Source organism: Sphingomonas sp. TZW2008 (assembly GCF_002117915.1).
Lineage (GTDB): Bacteria > Pseudomonadota > Alphaproteobacteria > Sphingomonadales > Sphingomonadaceae > Sphingomonas.
The window spans coordinates 1-18,662 of the sequence record NZ_BDJB01000007.1 but is presented as its reverse complement, the minus strand read 5'-3'; the positions used below and the strand labels follow the sequence as shown (position 1 = coordinate 18,662).

13 protein-coding genes and 1 pseudogene are annotated in these 18,662 nt (G+C 63.8%); 7 read left to right on the top strand and 7 right to left on the bottom strand.

The features are described from left to right. Positions 1 to 120: 120 nt before the first annotated feature. Positions 121 to 2,226, top strand: a complete 2,106-nt coding sequence (locus B7L05_RS08755; RefSeq protein ID WP_179187169.1) for an acyltransferase family protein — start codon at positions 121 to 123, stop codon at positions 2,224 to 2,226. A 3-nt stretch (positions 2,227 to 2,229) separates the two neighbouring features. Here the strand turns inward: B7L05_RS08755 and B7L05_RS08750 are convergent, their stop codons facing one another. Further along, positions 2,230 to 4,116: an acyltransferase family protein gene (locus B7L05_RS08750; protein WP_179187168.1), complete on the bottom strand. Its 1,887-nt coding sequence runs from the start codon at positions 4,114 to 4,116 to the stop codon at positions 2,230 to 2,232. A gap of 295 nt (positions 4,117 to 4,411) precedes the next feature. On the opposite strand from B7L05_RS08750, the gene B7L05_RS17425 reads away from it, so the two are divergent. From B7L05_RS17425 to B7L05_RS08740, 3 genes are all read left to right on the top strand, one after another. Further along, on the top strand, positions 4,412 to 4,567 hold the full coding sequence (locus tag B7L05_RS17425) for a hypothetical protein (RefSeq protein WP_179187167.1): 156 nt from the start codon (positions 4,412 to 4,414) through the stop codon (positions 4,565 to 4,567). Further along, complete coding sequence (locus tag B7L05_RS08745; RefSeq protein ID WP_085809896.1) at positions 4,564 to 5,754, top strand: glycosyltransferase; 1,191 nt, start codon at positions 4,564 to 4,566, stop codon at positions 5,752 to 5,754. The genes B7L05_RS17425 and B7L05_RS08745 overlap by 4 nt, the downstream gene beginning before the upstream one ends. Before the next feature lie 344 nt (positions 5,755 to 6,098). Further along, positions 6,099 to 7,226, top strand: a complete 1,128-nt coding sequence (locus tag B7L05_RS08740) for an O-antigen ligase (protein ID WP_179187166.1) — start codon at positions 6,099 to 6,101, stop codon at positions 7,224 to 7,226. On the opposite strand, the gene B7L05_RS08735 is transcribed toward B7L05_RS08740, so the two are convergent. Continuing rightward, entirely contained in the window at positions 7,147 to 8,361 is a 1,215-nt protein-coding gene (locus B7L05_RS08735; RefSeq protein ID WP_085809894.1) for an acyltransferase, read from the bottom strand. The two genes, B7L05_RS08740 and B7L05_RS08735, sit on opposite strands and share 80 nt — an antisense overlap. Positions 8,362 to 8,751: 390 nt before the next feature. On the opposite strand from B7L05_RS08735, the gene B7L05_RS08730 reads away from it, so the two are divergent. Continuing rightward, the gene (locus tag B7L05_RS08730) at positions 8,752 to 9,858 is read left to right on the top strand and encodes a glycosyltransferase family 4 protein (RefSeq protein ID WP_256926681.1); all 1,107 of its coding nucleotides are present in this window, start codon (positions 8,752 to 8,754) and stop codon (positions 9,856 to 9,858) included. 98 nt (positions 9,859 to 9,956) lie between these two features. Then, positions 9,957 to 11,180, top strand: coding sequence for a polysaccharide lyase family 1 protein (locus tag B7L05_RS16915; RefSeq protein WP_179187165.1), 1,224 nt, complete (start codon positions 9,957 to 9,959; stop codon positions 11,178 to 11,180). A gap of 523 nt (positions 11,181 to 11,703) precedes the next feature. Here the strand turns inward: B7L05_RS16915 and B7L05_RS17870 are convergent. Further along, positions 11,704 to 12,658 (bottom strand): annotated as a pseudogene (locus B7L05_RS17870) (transposase). Positions 12,659 to 12,729: 71 nt separating this feature from the next. Between B7L05_RS17870 and B7L05_RS08720 the strand changes: the two are divergent. Beyond that, complete coding sequence (locus B7L05_RS08720; protein WP_085809893.1) at positions 12,730 to 13,707, top strand: NAD-dependent epimerase/dehydratase family protein; 978 nt, start codon at positions 12,730 to 12,732, stop codon at positions 13,705 to 13,707. A 36-nt stretch (positions 13,708 to 13,743) separates the two neighbouring features. On the opposite strand, the gene B7L05_RS08715 is transcribed toward B7L05_RS08720, so the two are convergent. The 4 genes from B7L05_RS08715 to B7L05_RS08700 all read right to left on the bottom strand — a co-directional run bounded on the left by B7L05_RS08715 (position 13,744) and on the right by B7L05_RS08700 (position 18,334). After that, positions 13,744 to 14,910: a nucleotide sugar dehydrogenase gene (locus tag B7L05_RS08715; RefSeq protein ID WP_085809892.1), complete on the bottom strand. Its 1,167-nt coding sequence runs from the start codon at positions 14,908 to 14,910 to the stop codon at positions 13,744 to 13,746. 327 nt (positions 14,911 to 15,237) lie between these two features. Continuing rightward, positions 15,238 to 16,650 (bottom strand): L,D-transpeptidase family protein, encoded by a 1,413-nt coding sequence (locus B7L05_RS08710; RefSeq protein WP_375601255.1) that lies wholly within the window; start codon positions 16,648 to 16,650, stop codon positions 15,238 to 15,240. 128 nt (positions 16,651 to 16,778) lie between these two features. After that, positions 16,779 to 17,279 carry a ferritin-like domain-containing protein gene (locus B7L05_RS08705; protein ID WP_085809890.1) on the bottom strand — a complete coding sequence of 167 codons (501 nt, stop codon included), beginning with the start codon at positions 17,277 to 17,279 and terminating at the stop codon, positions 16,779 to 16,781. 617 nt (positions 17,280 to 17,896) lie between these two features. Then, positions 17,897 to 18,334, bottom strand: coding sequence for an acetyltransferase (locus B7L05_RS08700; protein WP_085809889.1), 438 nt, complete (start codon positions 18,332 to 18,334; stop codon positions 17,897 to 17,899). Between the last annotated feature and the right edge of the window lie 328 nt (positions 18,335 to 18,662).

Below are 18,662 nucleotides of genomic sequence, written 5' to 3'. Positions count from 1 at the left end.
GACAGCGCACATCTGCTCATTGCCGCGGGCGCACCGTCCGCGCGGCTGCGGCATGCGCCGCGTTGCAACATCGGCGCCCCTTCGGTAGGCGGGGGTCCGCGGGGCGTGGGGGACGACATCGTGAGCGACACTGTGCCAGCGCCCAATCGAGCAGTTCCCGGCCCGGCGCGGGCGTCGCCTGCCTCGCAGCTCGCGAACCACGCAGACGCCACCGCCGAGCGCGGCTTCCGCAACGACATCAACGCACTGCGTGCGCTCGCGGCGAGTGTCGTAGTGCTGTTTCACTTTCACGTCGCGGGATTCCGTGGCGGGTTCGTCGGCGTCGACGTATTCTTCGTCATCTCCGGGCTGCTGATGACGCAGATCGTGGAGCGCGGAGTGTCGCGCGGGTCGTTCTCGATCCTCGGCTTCTATGCGGCGCGGGTACGTCGGATCGTGCCCGCGCTGGCGACGCTGTGCGTCTTCCTGGTGCTCGTCGGACTGGTCGCGCTTGACCCGCTAACGCTGGCGGAGACCGCACGCAACGCCGCCGCCTCGGTGCTGTTTGTCTCAAACATCCTCTACGCGCGCCAATCGGGCTATTTCGCCGATGCGTCGGAGGCGAACTGGCTGCTTCACACTTGGACGCTGTCGGCCGAATGGCAGTTCTACATGCTCTATCCCATCGTGCTGGCGCTGGTGGCGCGCTGGGAGTGGCTGTGGCGGCGGCGGCTGGCGTTCGTGGCGATCGGTTGTGCGGTGGGGCTGCTCGCAACGCTGTGGATCGCGAGTCGCTCGACTCACCTGCGCGATTATGCCTTTTTCCTGCTGCCGACGCGCGCGTGGGAGATGCTGGCAGGGGGCGTTCTGGCGCTGTGGGCGCCGCGGCCTTCGCGCGCGGGCTCGGCGGCGCTGGCAATTGGGGGCTTCGTGCTCATCCTGCTGTCGGTTTTTTGGCTCGACGATGCGGTGCCCTGGCCCTCGATCTGGACGCTAATGCCTGTGCTGGGGGCGGTGGCGGTGCTGGCCGCGGACCAGCGGCAGGCGCGCTGGGCGACGCTGCCGGGGATGCGGTCGCTAGGCGTGTGGTCCTATTCGCTGTACCTGTGGCACTGGCCGATCGTCGTCGCCTTTGTCTATGCCGGGTGCGCGCTGATCGCGCCGGTGATCGCGATCGGGGTCGCGCTGTCGGTAGTGGCGGCGGTGCTGTCCTACACCCTAATCGAGACGCGGTTGCGCGACGCGGTGTTCGGCACCGCGCGCACCACGCCGCGACGGCGCTGGGGGGTGATTGCGGCTAGCGCCGCTCTGGTCGCGGCGGGGCTGATCGCGACACTCCAAACGACCGGATTCGAGGCGTGGCGCACACGCGGCTTCTCGCCTGCGGCACGCGCGCAGCTCGCAGACTTTCGCGCCGCGTCGAACGACTGGGTGGGTTTTGCCCCGTGCGAGCGACGTTGGCGGATTGGTGCGGCGCAGGGGTGCCAGCTTGGTACCGGCAACCCGGTACGGGTCGCGGTGGTCGGCGATTCGCACGCCGAGCAGATGATCCCGCGCCTAAAGCGGCTGGCAGATGGCGGGCGGGTGGAGGTGACGCTGCTGCGCAACTCCGGCTGCGCGCCACTGTCGAGGTTGACTTGGACTCGCGGCGAGGGCGAATGCGCCGCCTTCGCCGACCGAGTCTTCCCACTCGTCGCTGAGGGGCGCTACGCGCGCGTCCTCGTCGTTTCGGCTTGGGCGCTGTATTTCGGCGATGCGGGCGGCCGCTGGACGCCCGGCGCGCTATGCTCGCGCGGGTGGCGCGGGTGCCGGGCCGAGCATGACGAGGCGGTGAACGCGGCCAACGTAGACGTCGCCTTCGCGCAGCTCGCCACGCGCCTCGCAAAAATTCGCGCTGGGGGCGCTGAGGTCGCGATCCTGCTGCCTGAGCCGTTCAACTTCGACCAGCTGCCGCGCCATTATTATCGCCGTGTCTTCGCGACTGCGCGCCCGGTTGCGCCGCCTGCGATCGACAGAACCGCTTTTTATGCGCGCACCGCATGGGTGCGCGCCAAGCTTGCCTCGGTCGCCTCCGCTGCCGGCGTGCGGACGATCGACCCGCTGCCGTTCCTGTGTGACGCTGTGCGCTGTCCGCTGACGAGCGACGGCCACTTCCTGTACAAGGATAAGCATCACATCCGGGCATCGTTGGCGGCGGATGCGCCGCGCTTCGGCTATCTCGACGCCTTCGTGCTCGGCACGCTCTAACGCTCAGCGGAAGGCGGCGAGGCGGCGCCAGTGCTCCGCTATTGCGATCGACCCCTCCGGCGTTAGATGACCATAGTCGAACTGAAGCGGCGCGCCGTCCGCAGTCTCGGTCTGGCAATCCCCGCCGCGGCACAGCGCGTCGTAAATCGAGATATACTCGCCACCCGCACCCCGCACCGCTGCCGCCAGTTTCCTGTCCAGCGCGCGATCGAGCGGCCGGCGCCGCGCCGCGATCAACGCCGTGCGCCCGGACCAAGCCGCGTTGGCCAGCAGCCGCGGCAGCGGATCGTCATATTGCACGATCGGGCCAAATACGATCACGCGCCCTGTCTGGCCGCGAAGCGCCCGCACCGTCGCCACCAACTGCGGCAGCTCGTCCGCGCGCCACCGCGCCGCCAGCAGCACCGCGTCGGGGCGCAGCGACGGCAGTAGCCGGTACACCGCCGCCCGCTCGCCCACGCAATGTGGCAGCCCCGGCGCGCCGATCAGCGGGCGACAGCCGGAGGCGGTCGCCTGCATTACGTTAATCTGCGGAAAGACGTGGGCCAGCCCCCACCACAGGTGCGCGCCGTGACTATCCCCCAGCAGCAGGTAGTTGCGCGTCCCCGGCCGCGGGGTTAGGCACGCAGCGCGGTCGATCGTCGCGGTGCTGCCCTCCTCATTCGACAGAAAGCAACGACCCTGCCGGTATTGCGCGGTGATGTCGAGGTTCAGATAGCTCGCCAGCTTCGCCACCCGCGGCGACAGGCGCGAGGCGAAGCCGTCCGTCGCAATCAGCGCCGCGCCCGTCGCCAGCGACGCCGCGATCACGAACGCTCCCCCGGCGAAGATCGCGCGCCGTGTCGCCAGCAGCGCGCGGGTGCGGAACGGCCGCTCCACCACGCGCCAGCTGAACCAGGCTAGCGCGATCATCACGGCGAGCAGCGCCAGCTTCTCGGCCACGCCCAACACCGAATGGACGCCCAGGCGATAGAACACGATTGTCGGCCAGTGCCACAGGTATAGCGAATAGGAGATCAAGCCGACCCATACGAACGGCGTCCAAGCGAGGAACCGTGCGCTAAGCGTCGGCAGCGCGGCACCCGGATCGGGTCGGCCGGAATGTATAAGCAGCGCGGTGCCCAGGCAGGGCGGCAGCGCGGCGAGCCCAGGAAAGGGCGTCGCATGGGTATAGAGGATGACCGGCGCCACCACGAGCAGGAGGCCGAGCCCCCCCCCCGCCTCACGTGCCATCCCGCGCAGCCGCGGCACGACGTCGAGGGCCAGGAGGCTCCCGATCAGCAGCTCCCACGCGCGCAGCGGCGCGAGGTAGAAGACGGCGGAAGGGTAGGACGCGAGCAGCGCCGCGCTCAGCCCCAGCGTTGCCACCGCGCACACCGCCATCACTACGGCCGCGACCCCGCGTCCCCAGCGCCGCATCAGCACCCACAACAGTGGCGGGAAGACGATGTAGAACTGTTCCTCCACCGCAAGCGACCAAGTGTGGATCAGCGGCTTCGTCTCGCCGCCCATTGCGAAATAGTTGGTCGTCGCCAAGAAGTAGTTGTTCGACATGAACAGCGCGTTCCACAACATGCTGTGCCCGTAGGAAACCAGCTCCAGCGGATAGAGGATCGCGAACGCCGCGATCGTCGCCGCGGCCAGCACGAAGAACATCGCCGGGAAGATGCGCCGGATGCGCCGTTCGTAGAAGCGCCCGATCGAGAAGCGCCGCTCCTCCACTTCGCGCGCGAGGATCCCGGTGATGAGGAACCCCGAAATCACAAAGAAGATGTCGACCCCGACATAGCCGCCGGTGATGAAGCGCAGCTGTAGGTGATAGGCCACCACCGGCAGCACAGCGAAGGCGCGCAGCCCGTCGATGTCGCGGCGGTACGTGGCGGCGTGCATCCCGGGCGGCGCCGCGGGCGAAGGGGCGGCAGGCGACGAAGCACCGGAGGACGGGGCGCCGAGCGCAGATGGGTGGGCGGCGTCTGTCATCGTCGGCGCGGATCGTCCCCCAGGGCCGGCCGCAACCCCCGCGCGCGGCCGTCCATAGCGCGGTCTAGGACGGTGCGCGGGCACGGCAACCCCCTTTTTTGCAGCCCACACGGGAACCGCACCCTTCTCGGCAGGGCTTGCCCCTTTCCGCAAGGGCCTGCGTGTGCCACGGATCGCTCAGGCCTGGGAGGCATGAGCGCTGGCGGTGAGGATCAACTCAATTCAGGACCTGCGCGGGCTCGCCGCCGTGCTGGTGCTGATCGCGCAGGCGTTCGAGCATCAGATCGCGCATCCGCCGCTCCGGCTCGCGCGGTTTGACACTCTCGGCGTCAAGATGACTCTGACGAGGACCCTGGCTTGAACGATATCGATCTTCAGAGCGCTCGCGAGCCTTCGATCGCGAACGCCTTGCGACTGGCGGACGAAGTGCCGATTCTGCTCTACATGCCCGCCTTTCACGGCGGTGGTGCGGAGAATGCAGTCGTGCGGCTGGCCAATCACTGGCATGCCGAGGGGCGCCAGGTGACGATCATCGTCAACAAGGTGCGCGGGCCCGTGATCGACCGCGTGGCGCTGGGGATTGAGGTGGTTGACCTCGGCTCGCCGCTCACGGTGCGCGCTTGGCCGCGGCTCGGCCGGCTGCTGAACGAACGGCGCCCGCCGCTGCTCGTCACCGCGCTGCTCGGCCCGAACGTCGCCGGGCTCACTGCGGCGCGGCGCTGGTCGCCGGAGACGGCGGTGGTCTCGCTGGTGCGCAACTTTACTACGGAGGAAATCGCGGGGCGCGACCTGGTCCGCCGCATACTGTTCCCGCCGCTGCTGCGCTATGCCTATCGCCGTACCGATGCGATCGGCTGTGTCGCGGCGCGCGTGTCGGAGGATATCGTCGCCTTCGCCGGCATACCGGCGGCGAAGGTCGCAACCACAATGAACCCGGTGCCGCTGCCCGATCCGGCGAAGGAGCGCCCGCGTCCCGACGATTGGCCGGTGGGCGGGCCGGTGATCGTCGCCATGGGGCGGCTGGTGCCGCAGAAGGATTATCCGACACTTTTCTCCGCCTTCGCGAAGCTGGCGGGCACACCCGTGCTGATGGTGCTGGGCGAGGGGCCGCTCCGGCCCGAGCTGGAGGCGCAGGCGCGCGCGCTGCGGATCGCGGACCGCGTCCACCTGATCGGTTTCTGTGCCCATCCCGACGATTATTTGGCGCATGCCGACCTGTTCGTGCTGGCATCGCGGTTCGAAGGCTTCCCGAACGTGCTTGCGGAGGCGCTGGCGCTGGGGCGTACCACAGTGGCGACCGACGCCCCGGGGGGCGCGGGGGAGATCCTCGCGGGCGGCAAATACGGCTATCTGACCCCTGTGGGTGACGCGTTGGCGCTGGCCGCGGCGCTCCAGCGCGGGCTCGACGCGCCAATTCCTCCAACGATCGCTCGCGGGCGCGCGGAGCAGTTCGCGGTCGCAAACGTTGCTCGCCTGTACGAGGCGCTGTTCGCCTCGGCGATGGCGTCGCACCGAGCGTCGACGACAGATGGGCATCGGACGGCGTGAACGAGATTGGCACCAGCATATCCGCCGGCCCTACAGCGGACACAGAGCGTCCCGGCCTCGGCGCGCCCCTCCCACGCCGCCGCGGACGTCATCGTCGCGAGCCGGGCGAGACCGGCTGGCCGATGCGGCTGTATCTCTATGCGGCGCTGATCTTCTTCAGCGGCGCGCTGACCCGCCCGTTCTCCGGCAATGCCGATAGTTTCGTGGACAGTGGTGAATCGCCGATCATCCAGTATCTGGGCATCCTACTCTACGCGCTCGCGCTGCCGATCCTGGCATTCACCGCCTTTGAGGGCATGCGCCGGCGCCGCCGTCCCGCACCGATCATGTGGTGCGCGATCGCGGTGGCGCTGTGGATCGGCGCATCGATCCTGTGGTCCGCTGATCCGGCGATCTCGACGCGGCGCGCAATCGCCTATGCTGGGTCGCTGATGATCATCGTCACGCTCGCGTTCGCGACCCCCCCGCGCGAGGTAATCCGTGCACTGGTCTGGATCACGATCGGAATTCTCATCGTGACAGCGATCCTCTTTTTCGTGGATCCTACCTATGCGGTTCATCAGGCGGGACAGATCGGCGTAGCCGAACATGCCGGCCGGCTACGCGGCACATTCAGTCACAAGAACGAATTCGCTCGCATGGTTGCAGCGGGTTTTGCCGTGCTGCTGCTGTTTGGTCGCGCGGTGCTACCTTTCCGGAAGCTCTGGTTCGCGATGCTGGCACTTGGCGTCGCGCTCCTGCTGCTGGCCGGCTCGGCGAAGATCGTCATTGCCTTTCCCGTTGCCTTAGTTGCTGTATGGCTCGTGCGGGTTCCCATAGCGCCGCCGTACCGGTTCCTTGTTCTGGTGCTGTTGGGTGGACCGCTGATGCTCGTGTATGCCTCGGGCATGCTCGACGCGGCGATCGAAGCCGTGTTCGGTTCGCTCGGTCGCACTGCGGGAATGTCCGGGCGAGACGAGATCTGGGCTGCGGCTTGGCACTCTATTGCGCGGCACCCCGTGTTCGGCCAAGGCTATTACGCCGGCTGGGCAAATGAGGCGCAGGCCGAAATCCTCGGGCGGAAGTACATCTCGCTCGGCCATGCACACAACGGGTTCCTGGAGACGCTGCTCGATCTGGGGGCGATCGGGCTTGCGCTGGCGCTGATCCCGCTGATCTATCTCGCGCTGCGCGCGGTGGCAGTGCCGCCGGGGCAGGTGGAGCGGCTACAGGGGCTGGCGGCGATGTGGATCGTGTTAGATCTGACCCTGAATTTCGCGGGTAGCTATCTCATCAACTACAACGATCTCTATCCAACGATGACGCTGCTGCTGTGCCTCTGGTTCGTCCGGCTCGATCGCGGAACAATCGATGAGCGCAGCCTCGCGCTGCTCAGCGCCCCGCCGGCGCGCGTCAAGCGGCGTCCTCGCCTCGCGCCCGGTCCGCTTCCCGCTTCGGAACCGGGGGTGGCGCACCCGTCAGCCGACGTGTGACCGCGTCGCCCGCGCGCACCAGCGCTCGCTCGAACGGGCGACGCAGCGGCGGCTCGATACGGTAGTTCACCGCGAACGCGCCAAGCAGCACCACTCCAAAAGCAAGCAACGCACGCAACACGAATGGGTCGATCGCAGGCCAGGTCGTGCGCATCACTACCAACCCGATGTTTTGGTGTAGCAGGTACAGCGGATAGCTGACCAGCCCCACCGACAGCACCACCCGCGGCACGCGCAGCCCTTGCGTGCGCAAAAGCCCGTACGTCAGCGGAAAGAAGCACAGGCACACGATCTTGTCGCCGACGCCGTAATCGGAACACAGCACGCCAGCGACGAACAGCGCGACATCGGTCGCCCGCCCGCGCGCGGTTACCCGCTCCCACCGAAACAGCGTGATGCCCAGCAGAAAATAGCCCGCGAATGGATGCAGGAACAGGTTCGCTGCCACCGGACGCAGTACCCCCGCGGCTGGTGTGCCCGCGCTCGCCTTCGCCACAAAATACAACGCGATGCCGACTAAGGTCAGCACGCGCCAGAACAGCGTCACGCGATCATAGTCGCGGCGCAGTGCGAAGTAGAGCAGCCCGATCACCGCGTAGAAGCGCAGCTCGACCAACAGTGTCCAATAGGCGCCGTCGACATGCCGCAACGGTAGCACCATGTTGACCCAAACGAGGTTCCCCAGCAGCACCGCGGTTGACACCTCGCGCCCAGGCAGGCCGAACGCCGCCACCGCGGCGAAGGTGACGAGCACGCAGAACACATAGGCGGGGTAGAGCCGCGCTACCCGCTTCGCGAAGAACTGCACTGCCGAACGCGAGCGGTCGAGCGAGCCCGAAATGCAGAAGGCGCTGATGATGAAGAACAGATTCACCCCTAGCCGGCCGTAGGCGAATGCCTCCACATGCGTGCCGCCGTGAAGATAGTCGGGCGGGAAACGGTAGCTGTAGTGATAGAAGACGACCGCCAGTACGCCGAGCGCACGCACTATGTCGATGCTGGCTTGCCGCCCGGTGAGGCTGTGCTCCGGCCCAGGAATCACGCCGTGTGCCGCGGCGTCAAGCGTGCTGTCGGTCTCCCCATGCGTCTGCACCGTTGCGGTTGGCGCTGCTTCTTCGCCCGGGCGTTCGCCCATCCGATCGCCCGCCACTCGCCCGTCCCCGCTGCCGCCCCGGTGCCATGCCTTTGCACGCGTAGCGAGGCGTGCGCAACGTCCACCTGTCGTGCGCCCGGCACGGGAGGTGGCGGATATCCGACGGTCGCCGCCCCAGGGGCTGACGCACCTCGCAGATAGTCTTCGGCGCCATGCGACGGCGGTAGCGCAGCACACAATCGGCCGATAAGAGTGGCGATGCCCAGGGCAACCCGGGCGCAGTTGCGTAAAGACTGACTTCTCCGCCAGGTCGCAGGGAGAGTGCCGCGTTGCCGTGCTCCCCAACCCATATCATGCTTTTATCGAGGGACAGTGCCAGCAACGCAAGCCACCGCCAGCGTAGGGCCGCGAGCAAGCGGGCGCCTCGACGTGATGATGATCGGGCTGCGCAGCGTCGGTGCCGGGCAGGGCGGCGTGGAGGCGCATGTCGACAATCTGGCGCGCGAGCTCGACGCGCTGGGCCTTGCGGTGGAGATCGTCACCCGCTCTCCATATCAGAACGAACATGAAGTCCGTGGCGTGGCGACGCGCATCGTTCCGGTCTGGTCGCCGCGCACTACCTCGTTGGAAGCGATCGTCCACTCCATTCTGGCGACGCTTCGAGCGGGGTGGCGCCGTCCGCGCATCCTTCACATCCATGCGATCGGGCCGGCGCTTGTCGCACCACTAGCGCGGCTGCTTGGGCTGAACGTGGTCGTGACTCATCACGGCGAAGATTACGAGCGCGAGAAGTGGGGCGTGCTCGGCAAGCGGATGTTGCGGTTCGGCGAGTGGTGCGGCGCAAAGTTTTCGGCGCGGCGGATTATCGTCTCGCGCTCGCTAGCCGAGCGGCTGACGCTTCATTTTGGTGTGCCGTTCGTTTGGATACCTAATGGCGTGAAAATGGCGCAGCCGGTGTTTAGCGTGGGCGTGCTGAAACGCTTCGGGCTCAGTCCAGGAGGTTATATCCTAAACGTCGGCCGCATCGTTCCCGAAAAGCGTCAGCTTGATCTTATCGATGCGCTCGACCGGATTGAACGTCCGGAGATCAAGCTGGTGTTGGTAGGCGCGGCGGATCATGAAAGCGACTATAGCCGAACTGTCGTCGCACGCGCCGCTGCTGATCCGCGGGTTGTGCTGGCCGGATTCCAAACTGGCTTGTCGCTTGCCGAGTTCTTTAGTCATGCTGGCGTGTTCGCACTGCCTTCCAGTCATGAGGGACTGCCGATCGCGTTGCTTGAGGCTATGGCCTATGGCAATCCGATCGTGGCGAGCGCGATTGAAGCGAACCGCAATGTCGGCCTGCCAGAAAGCAGCTACGTACCGTGTGGGGAAATAGCGTCGCTCGCCGATGCGTTGAATCGCGCACTCGATCACAGTGCCAAGGAAGCGCGGATCGATTGGAGCGGGCTGATGAAGGATTATCAATGGCCCGATATCGCATCGCGTACATTGGCGCTTTATCGTGACGTGGCGCCGGAGGTTGGCCGCGCCAGCTGAGCCCCAGACCGCTGGTTCTGCTGCAGGAGTGTGCATCGATGGCTGACTGCCGCCCGCCTGATCGACGGTTGGTCCTCATCGGGTTGGCGGCTGCCGCCGTGCCTGCGATCTTGCGGGCCGAGCTTAAACCGTTGGCCTTCGAAGGAGCGCAAGGTTGGGCGGCGCGCGTCAGCGGTGGCCGCGGCGGGCAGATCATCCGCGTGACGACACTCGCTCCCACAGGGCTTGGCTCGCTTCACGCGGCCGTGTCGACTAAGGGGCCGCGCATCATAGTTTTTGAGGTCGGCGGGGTGATTGATCTCGGCGGCAAAGTCCTGACGATTCACGAACCGCTATGCACCATCGCCGGGCAAACCGCGCCCGATCCGGGAATTACCTTAATTCGAGGCGGCCTGGTGATTGAAGGCGACGATGTGGTCATCCGCCACATCCGGATTCGCCCTGGCAGTGCTGGTTTCGTTGAAGGAAGCGGCTGGGAATGTGACGCTATAAACGTTTATAAAGCGAGGGGCGTTATAGTCGATCATTGTTCTCTAAGCTGGGGAACAGACGAAAACCTTTCTGCATCAGGTCCTAGATTCACTGGCGCCACGCCGAGCCAGTGGCGTGGCGGTACTTCACGCGACATCACATTTTCGAACAACATCGTCGCCGAAGGGTTGTCTAAATCGACTCATGGCCACGGGGAGCACTCGAAGGGTAGTCTATTCAATTACAATGTTAGTGATGTACTAGTTACAAGAAACCTTTATGCCAGCAACCGGCAACGCAACCCTCTATTCGGAGGTGGCACACGCGGAGCAGTCGTGAACAACCTGATTCACAATCCCGGGACTCAGGCATTGATGCTATCGTCGCAACCCGCAGATGTCGGCGGTCACTTGGTGCCGGAAGGATTGATCGCGGTAATCGCCAATGTCCTACAGCCTGGACCCGCGACCATCAAACGCTTGGCGCTATTGCGTGCCAGCGGTGGGACTTGGAGAGTGCTGCTCCACCAGAACCTGCTGCTTGGAGGAGCACAACTGGCTGCGCCACCGCTCGCGGGAGTGGCTCTAGTGTGCGAGTCGCCACTGCTGATACCCAACCTCAACGTATTGCCAAACGTACAGGTGCGCGAGCATGTGTTGACGAATGCTGGTGCGCGGCCTTGGGCACGTGACCGTGTTGATGCGCGTATTGTCGCCGAAGCGCGCTCCGGCACGGGTAGAATCATTGACGATCAAGCACAGGTCGGCGGGTATCCGGTTTATCCCGAGGTGCGTCGTAGATTTGACCTAACAAAATTCAATTCCGACATGTTTGAACGTGAACGGATCTAAGATTAAAACCCAGTTAGTATGTTGCGCAAGGATGGTTTTCCTGCTTCGCTGGCGCGTGGGTTAGAAGATTGAGACATTGCGTTTCTCTGGTGGTCAGATGAAGCTTCGGCGGCGATCGAGCCGCATCTGCCCAAGGACCAGCTTGTTGGGCGGGGGGTAGACAACCGGCAGGTGATCTCCGGGGTCGCTTGTGCTGACATCATAAGGTGACAGCCCTGTACCAGCATAGCTGTACAATGATCTGATCATAGGGTCATGTGTGTGGACGACCCGTAGAGTGCAAGAGCTTTCGTGCGGCGATGAGCAACGGTCGGGTGCATCCATCTGTTCGGCCTGTTAGCGCCCCGCCGCGTGGCTGCTGGCCCTAATGTAGTCCGCGGATCGGAATCCTAATCACGTCATCGCGCTCGAAGCGCTCTGCTCCTTTGGGTTCGTTCGATCTCCGGTCTGACCGGTCTGTCATCTAACTCAGCTGCCCTTACGCCGTCATGCCGCTCGCTTCAGTGACCGGCAAGGATAGCGGTCAAGCGGCGGCAGCCGCCGCGTGGACCTCTTTGCGCGCCATCACCGCCCACGCGATGCGCGCTGTCTCGTTGGCAAGCGCGATGATCGAGATCTTCGCCGGTCTGCCTTCGAGGAGTTGCGCGATCCATGGCTGGCGCGCCGCAGCTTGCGCGCCATGCGCATCACTGCGGTCGCAAATACAACGAGCAGCTTGCGGAGATCTCCGTCGCCCTCCTTGCCGCCCCAGCTGTGGGGACGCGGCGTGAGCCCAAGCATGCAGCGGACTGCCGTCCCGAGCGGAACATCGATGCATTGGGACAGCTGCAGCGATTGCCGACGCAGGCGTCGGATCGTTACGGGGCATCCTTTCGACCCGGCGGCTGGTATCATCGGCTTTGTGCCCGGTACAGATCTGTGCCTCCAGGCGGTCAAACTCACGTGATAGGGAGGTAAGCTGAGCACCGATGGGGTGCGGCGCCGATCGCGCATGTGTTGGCAGCTTGTCCTGTCCTTCACGGAGCAGCTTCATCAGTGATGCGACACCTCCGGGTCCTTAACCGGCGACGATGTCGTATTCCGAGGGGTCCGCAAGCCGTTGAGCAGTGCGGTTCGCTGTCGCACCAGTAGACACAGGTTTTGTGGAGCAACAGCTCCGCCTGCTGATCGAAGCTCTTCACCCCCACGAACCTCATCGTCGGTCGGGTCACCGCTTCATGGATAGCCTTCGCTTCCGCGGCGTCGAAATTCTCGCGCGTCACTTACGGCTTCACGTGGGCGGTGACATAAGCCGCACATCGTGGCCTAAAGTCAGAAGATTGTGGCCCCCATGTTGCGGGGACACAAGTACCTATCCTTAAACGAGGCACGGCGGCGATGAAAAGAAGAACTTCAGAACCTTGTCGCACCAACACCTTTCCATCAGCGCCAATCCTAATTTTCCGAAAAACGTTCCTCGGTGAATAGGTCTGCCTCAAGCGCCAATTGACAGTCTAACCATATCCGGAGTCTAGGTTACTTTCCTGTGCAAGCGGAGATTAATAACACTATGGTATATCTCGTCACCGGTGCGGCCGGGTTCATCGGGGCGGCGGTGGCGCGCCGGCTGCTCGATCGCGGCGAGCGCGTCGTCGGGATCGACGATCTCAACGACTATTATCCCGTGCAGCTGAAGCGCGATCGCCTCGCGACGCTGGCGCACCCGAACTTCACCTTCGCGCACGTCGACATCGCCGACAATGCGGCGCTGACCGCCGCGCTCGCGCCGCACGCGATCACGCACATCGTCCACCTCGCCGCGCAGGCGGGTGTGCGCTACTCGATCACCAACCCGCACGCCTACGTTCAGTCGAACCTCGTCGGGCAGGTCAACATGCTCGAATATGCCCGCCGGCTCGATGGCCTCGTGTCGATGAGCTACGCCTCGTCGAGCTCGGTCTACGGTGGCAACGTCAAGCAGCCGTTCGCCGAAGACGACCGCGTCGACGCGCCGATCTCGCTCTACGCCGCGACCAAGAAGGCCGACGAGCTGATGGGCAACGTCTACGCCCACCTCTACCGCCTGCCGCTGACGGGCTTGCGCTTCTTCACCGTCTACGGCCCGTGGGGGCGACCCGACATGGCGCTGTGGCTGTTCACCGACGCGATCCTCAAGGGCGAGCCGATCCGCGTCTTCAACAACGGCGACATGCGGCGCGACTTCACCTATATCGACGATATCGTCGCGGGCGTCCTTGCCGTCACCGATGCGCCCCCCGCCGACGACGGCGCCACTCCGCCGCACCGCGTCTACAACATCGGCAACAACAAGCCCGAGCAGCTCCTGCGCATGATCGACGTGCTCGAGGACGCGATCGGGGTGAAGGCGATCCGCCAACTCGAACCGATGCAGCCCGGCGACGTCCCCGCCACCTACGCCGACATCACCGCCATCCACCGCGACCACGGCTTCGCGCCGACAACGCCGATCGAAATAGGCATTCCGCGCTTCGTCGAGTGGTTTCGCGGCTACCACGCACCGAATTGAGGAAGCTTAGGTTATAGAAGGTTGGGCTAGATCAGCTCAATCCGATCCGAACAGGTCGCGGGTGAAGACCTTGTCGGCGACGTCGGCGAGTTCGTCGGTGTTGCGGTTGGCGATGATGACGTCGGCCTCGCGCTTGAACGCGTCGATATCGCGCATCACGCGCGAGCCGAAGAACTCGTCGTCGGACATCGCGGGCTCGAAGATCACCACTTCGATCCCCTTCGCCTTGATCCGCTTCATGATCCCCTGGATCGACGACTGGCGGAAATTGTCCGACCCGGCCTTCATCACAAGACGGAACACGCCGACCTTGCGCGGGCGCAGCGCGATGATGCGATCGGCGAGGAAGTCTTTGCGCGTGCGGTTGGCGTCGACGATCGCGCGGATCAGGTTCTGCGGCACCTCCGAATAATTGGCGAGCAGCTGCTTGGTGTCCTTGGGCAGGCAGTAGCCGCCGTAGCCGAAGCTGGGATTGTTGTAGTGCGTGCCGATCCGCGGATCGAGGCCGACGCCGTCGATGATCTGGCGCGAATCCATGCCGCCGGCGATCGCGTAGCTGTCGAGTTCGTTGAAGAAGGCGACACGCATCGCGAGGTAGGTGTTGGCGAACAGTTTGATCGCCTCCGCCTCGCGCGCGTCGGTGAACAGGATCTCGACATCCTTCTTCACCGCGCCGCCGAGCAGCAGGTCGGCGAAAACGCGCGCGCGCTCCGACCGCTCGCCGACGATGATGCGCGAGGGGTGGAGATTGTCGTGCAGCGCGCGGCCTTCGCGCAGGAACTCGGGGCTGAAGATCACCTGATCGGTGCCGAGCCGCGCGCGCACGTCGTCGACGAAGCCGACGGGGATGGTCGACTTGACGACGATTGTCGCAGTCCGGTTGTGCGCGATCGCGGTGGCGATCACCGCCTCGACCGACGAGGTGTCGAACTTGTTGGTGTCGACGTCGTAGTTGGTCGGCGTCGCGACGATGACATAGTTGGCGCCGGCGAGCGCGGTAGCGGGATCGAGTGTCGCGGTGAGATTGAGCGGCTTTTCCGCGAGGAACGCCTCGAGCTCGTGGTCCACGATCGGCGAGCGGCGCGCGTTGAGCATCTCGACGCGCTCGGGCGTGATGTCGACCGCGGCGACCTCGTTGTGCTGCGCTAGCAGCACCGCATTCGACAGGCCGACATAGCCAAGCCCGAAAACCGCTATCTTCATCGTCTGTTGCCCCTGACGTTTCTCATGGAAGCCGCCATGCCGCTTCCTCTGCCCTCGTCTCGAGCGCTAGTCAGCGAATGTTGAGGCTACGTCAATTCTGAGTTCAAAGCGCTAAGCCTGCTGGAAGCAGGTTTTGTGCCCGCTTTACGGAGATGCGAAGTTATTTCCCTCAGCGAACTATATGACGCATCAGTTGGTCGTTGGCCTATTCAGCCGCGGTACGCGCGAGAGTGCCAGGCAACGAAACTATACCTAGGTGGGAGCCGCTGTGATTTGGTGCCGGAGGGCTGAGCGCCAACACGGAATAGCGCTCTAAATCGCCGCGCATCACGGACCCGTGTCCTGCGCGCCCGATTTCACGCGCGCTGATGAGGCGCCTTTGAAGCCAAGAGCCGCTGCCACCCTATCGTTCCATCCGTATGGATCATTGCGGACGATCGGTTCGCCTCGTTCGTCGAAGAGCACGGTTTGATAAAGCATTCTAACCGGAATTTGTCGCGGAAGCTTAACGAAGGTCTCTTCGCCCGTTGCGCGCGCCTGCACCCATTGGTCTAACACACCGCCGTCGCGCGCCAGCAACTCAGCAAACCCCAGCGCATCCTCAACCCTCACGCAGCCATGGCTGCGCTGCCGTTGAACCATCGCGAACAGCGGTTTCGCCGGCGTGTCGTGCAGATAGATCGCATGATCGTTCTGCATGTCGAACTTGACGAATCCCAGCGAGTTCATTGGGCCCGGCTGCTGCACGATCCAGCCGTCCTTCCAAACCATGTTGTTGGCTCTGAGGTATCTCGATCCCTTCCTCGCGATCTCCTTCTCCTGGATCGACCGCGGTACGGTCCACGTCGGGTTCGCTACCAGCCTGAAGATCGGCGACCCGAGCTGCGGCGTTGCGGTGTCCGGCTCGCCGACAACTACGCGCCGGCTGTCAACCAATTGGCCATCACGCCAGTAGCTAAGGCGGGCAGCGGCTACATTGACGTCGATCCGCGTTGCTGGCGGATCACGTTCGAGCCAGCGAAGTCGTTCCATGTTGATGGCGATGGCTCGGGCGCGATCGGCATCCGACATGTTGAGGATGGCGAGTGCGTCGCTACCGATCACGCCATCGGCCTCCATCCCGTAATCCGCCTGCATCGCCTTCACGGCCGCAACTATCGCGGGCGAGTAGCGGGTGTCCGAAGCTGCCGCACGATCAAGATAATCAAGGATCACCAATTGACGCGCGATGGCCGGTAGGCGCGGATCTGATGCGCCCGGTTTGATCAACTTACCGGTTTCCGGGACGGCCGAGTTCGCTCCCGCCGGCTGACGACGTAGATCGAGATACGCTTTGGACAAGCGCTTGTAATTCGCGTCCTGGGGGGCGAGGCTCTCGAGCCACTTTCCAACTTCGCCTGCTGCTAGTGCGCGCTTCAAGCCTGTCCTCAAGTCAGGAGTAGGCCGCGGCACGTTATATACGTCGTAGAGTTTGGCCGGATCGGTCGCGCCACGCGCGAGCGCTGCGGCAAAGGTCAGTGCGGACTGGCTCAATGCCGCCGGATCGTCCGCGGTCAGATCAAACGACATGCCGTCGAGTCCGTGAGCCGCCCGGTTCGCCATGGCGGCACGGAGTTGATCCGTAATTTCCCTGCTCCACACAGCGGCACGTTGCGGCTGGTTTGTGTTAACCGCTGCCTCGTTGGCGCCTTGCTCCTGCACACTGCATCCTGCGAGGATGATGAGTGCCACAGTTGTCAGCAGCCTGGTTTTACGCACACGATACTCCACTTAAATTGCCGCCGTGCGCACCCACGCAGGAGTGGCACAGCAGCTAATACAATCGGGAAGCAGAGCCTCCCGGCCTCAATAGGCAGGCTAGCCGTATGTTACTCCGCCCCCTCCAGCGCCTCGGCGTTTACGGTGGCATCGGCAATGGCGGTAAGGTCCTCGTCGGTTCGCGCTTCTTCCTGAAGCGTTTCGTCGAGCAACTTGGCTGCGTCATCAAGCTTAAGCACGGTGGCCCAGCGCTTCAGCGTGCCGTAGCGCGTGATCTCGTAATGCTCGACCGCTTGGGCGGCAGCGAGCAGGCCCGCATCGAGCGCCGGCGAGTCCTTGTACTCGTCCATGATCTCCTCGCCCTCGGCGAGGATCCCTTCGATGGCATCGCAGGTCTTGCCGCGTGCCGGCTTGCCGATGATCTCGAATACCTGCTGTAGGCGCTCGATCTGTCCTTCGGTTTGCTCCTTGTGCTTCTGAAACGCAGCCTTCAGCTCATCCGACTGTGCTGCACGTTGCATCTTCGGCAATGACTTAAGGATCTTCCGTTCGGCGTAGTAGATGTCTCTCAACGTGTCGTGGAACAGCGTTTCAAGTGTCTTGGTAGCCATGAACCAACTCCCTGATGTCAAAAAAGCGGTATCAGCACGCAGTCGCGTGCCTGCCCCTGCACAATGACAGAACGCGGCGGAACGCATCCGGCTCATCGGAATATGGCTGATTGACATCAACGCATTGGATCAAACCTTGAAGACGACCGGCATCTGTTCGCTGCGGGCGGCTAGCAGATTGGTACGGCGACGGAGGTACTTATACCCGTTGAATGAGCCACGGTTGCTACCAAAACAACATGCCCGGGTTCGGTGGATTATCGGGAACATCGCGCGTCTCGGGGTGCTTCTGGCATTCGCCAGCCATGTACCAAGACAAAAAAGACGGGGAAGAATGAGTATGAGCGAAGTTGAAAGGACTAGATCATCCGCTACACCGCGCTCCCGAGGTAAGCAGGAATCTCCGCTATGCCGCTACGAGGAGCTTGCCAGGCGCGAGGATCACTTGAGGTTGCAGGCTAAGCAAAAGGACCTTCGGGAACACGATCACTAAACACTGATCTCGGACATTGACATGTCGTCGGCTTTCTCCGGCTCCTAACGGTACACCGCTTTATGACCACGTTTGAATGCCGAGGCTATATTTCACTGTGATCGCTTCGCTCGCGCGACAGCCGCTAAGCGCTGTAAGCTAAATGGATCAGGGGGTAGGGTCGGCCCTGACCATCGAGATCTGACCGACCAACGCGACGAAAGCCCATCCGTTCGTAGAAGCCGATCGCCTGCCCGTTCTGCTCGTTCACGTCCGTCGTCATGCGTGGATGTAGAGCGACCCCGTGTCGAACAAGAGCGGCGCCGATGCCGGTTCCGCGAACGGTTGGATCCACAAAGAGAGCTTCCATGTGGTTATCCTCGACCAGCATGAAGGCAATCGGACGATCGTCATCATCAACGGCTAACCAAGACGGAGCGTTCGGCAGAAACCCGCTTACTAGCTCGTCGAGCGCGGCACGATCATTCGGCGTCAAGAAGTCGTGTGTGGCGTCAACGGCGTCACGCCAGATCTCGACAATCCGATCACCGTCGGCGTTATTCGACAATCGGATCGCAACCATTCTATTCTTCCTATATCGTTGCGAGGGGGCGCTATAGTCTGCGCTATACAACCTTACGATCCCGATCTGCCCGAACTATATTGTTGCCAGCGCGGCCTTTAGACTGGGGACGGCGCCAGTTTGGCTGCAAGCCGATGTTGATCGCGAATGCCACGGTTGCATGAGGGTGGTCCAGCCGGTGGAACCGCTCGATCTCTCGGCAAGCTCCCGCAACGCCGTCTTGTGCACCTTGCTGCGCAGAGCTTGCGTAAGTGCAGGTCACTGTCTAGGGTCAGGACCCATTGATGTGAGTGTCGCGATCTGATTCAGGCTTCGCGAGGAGACCCCG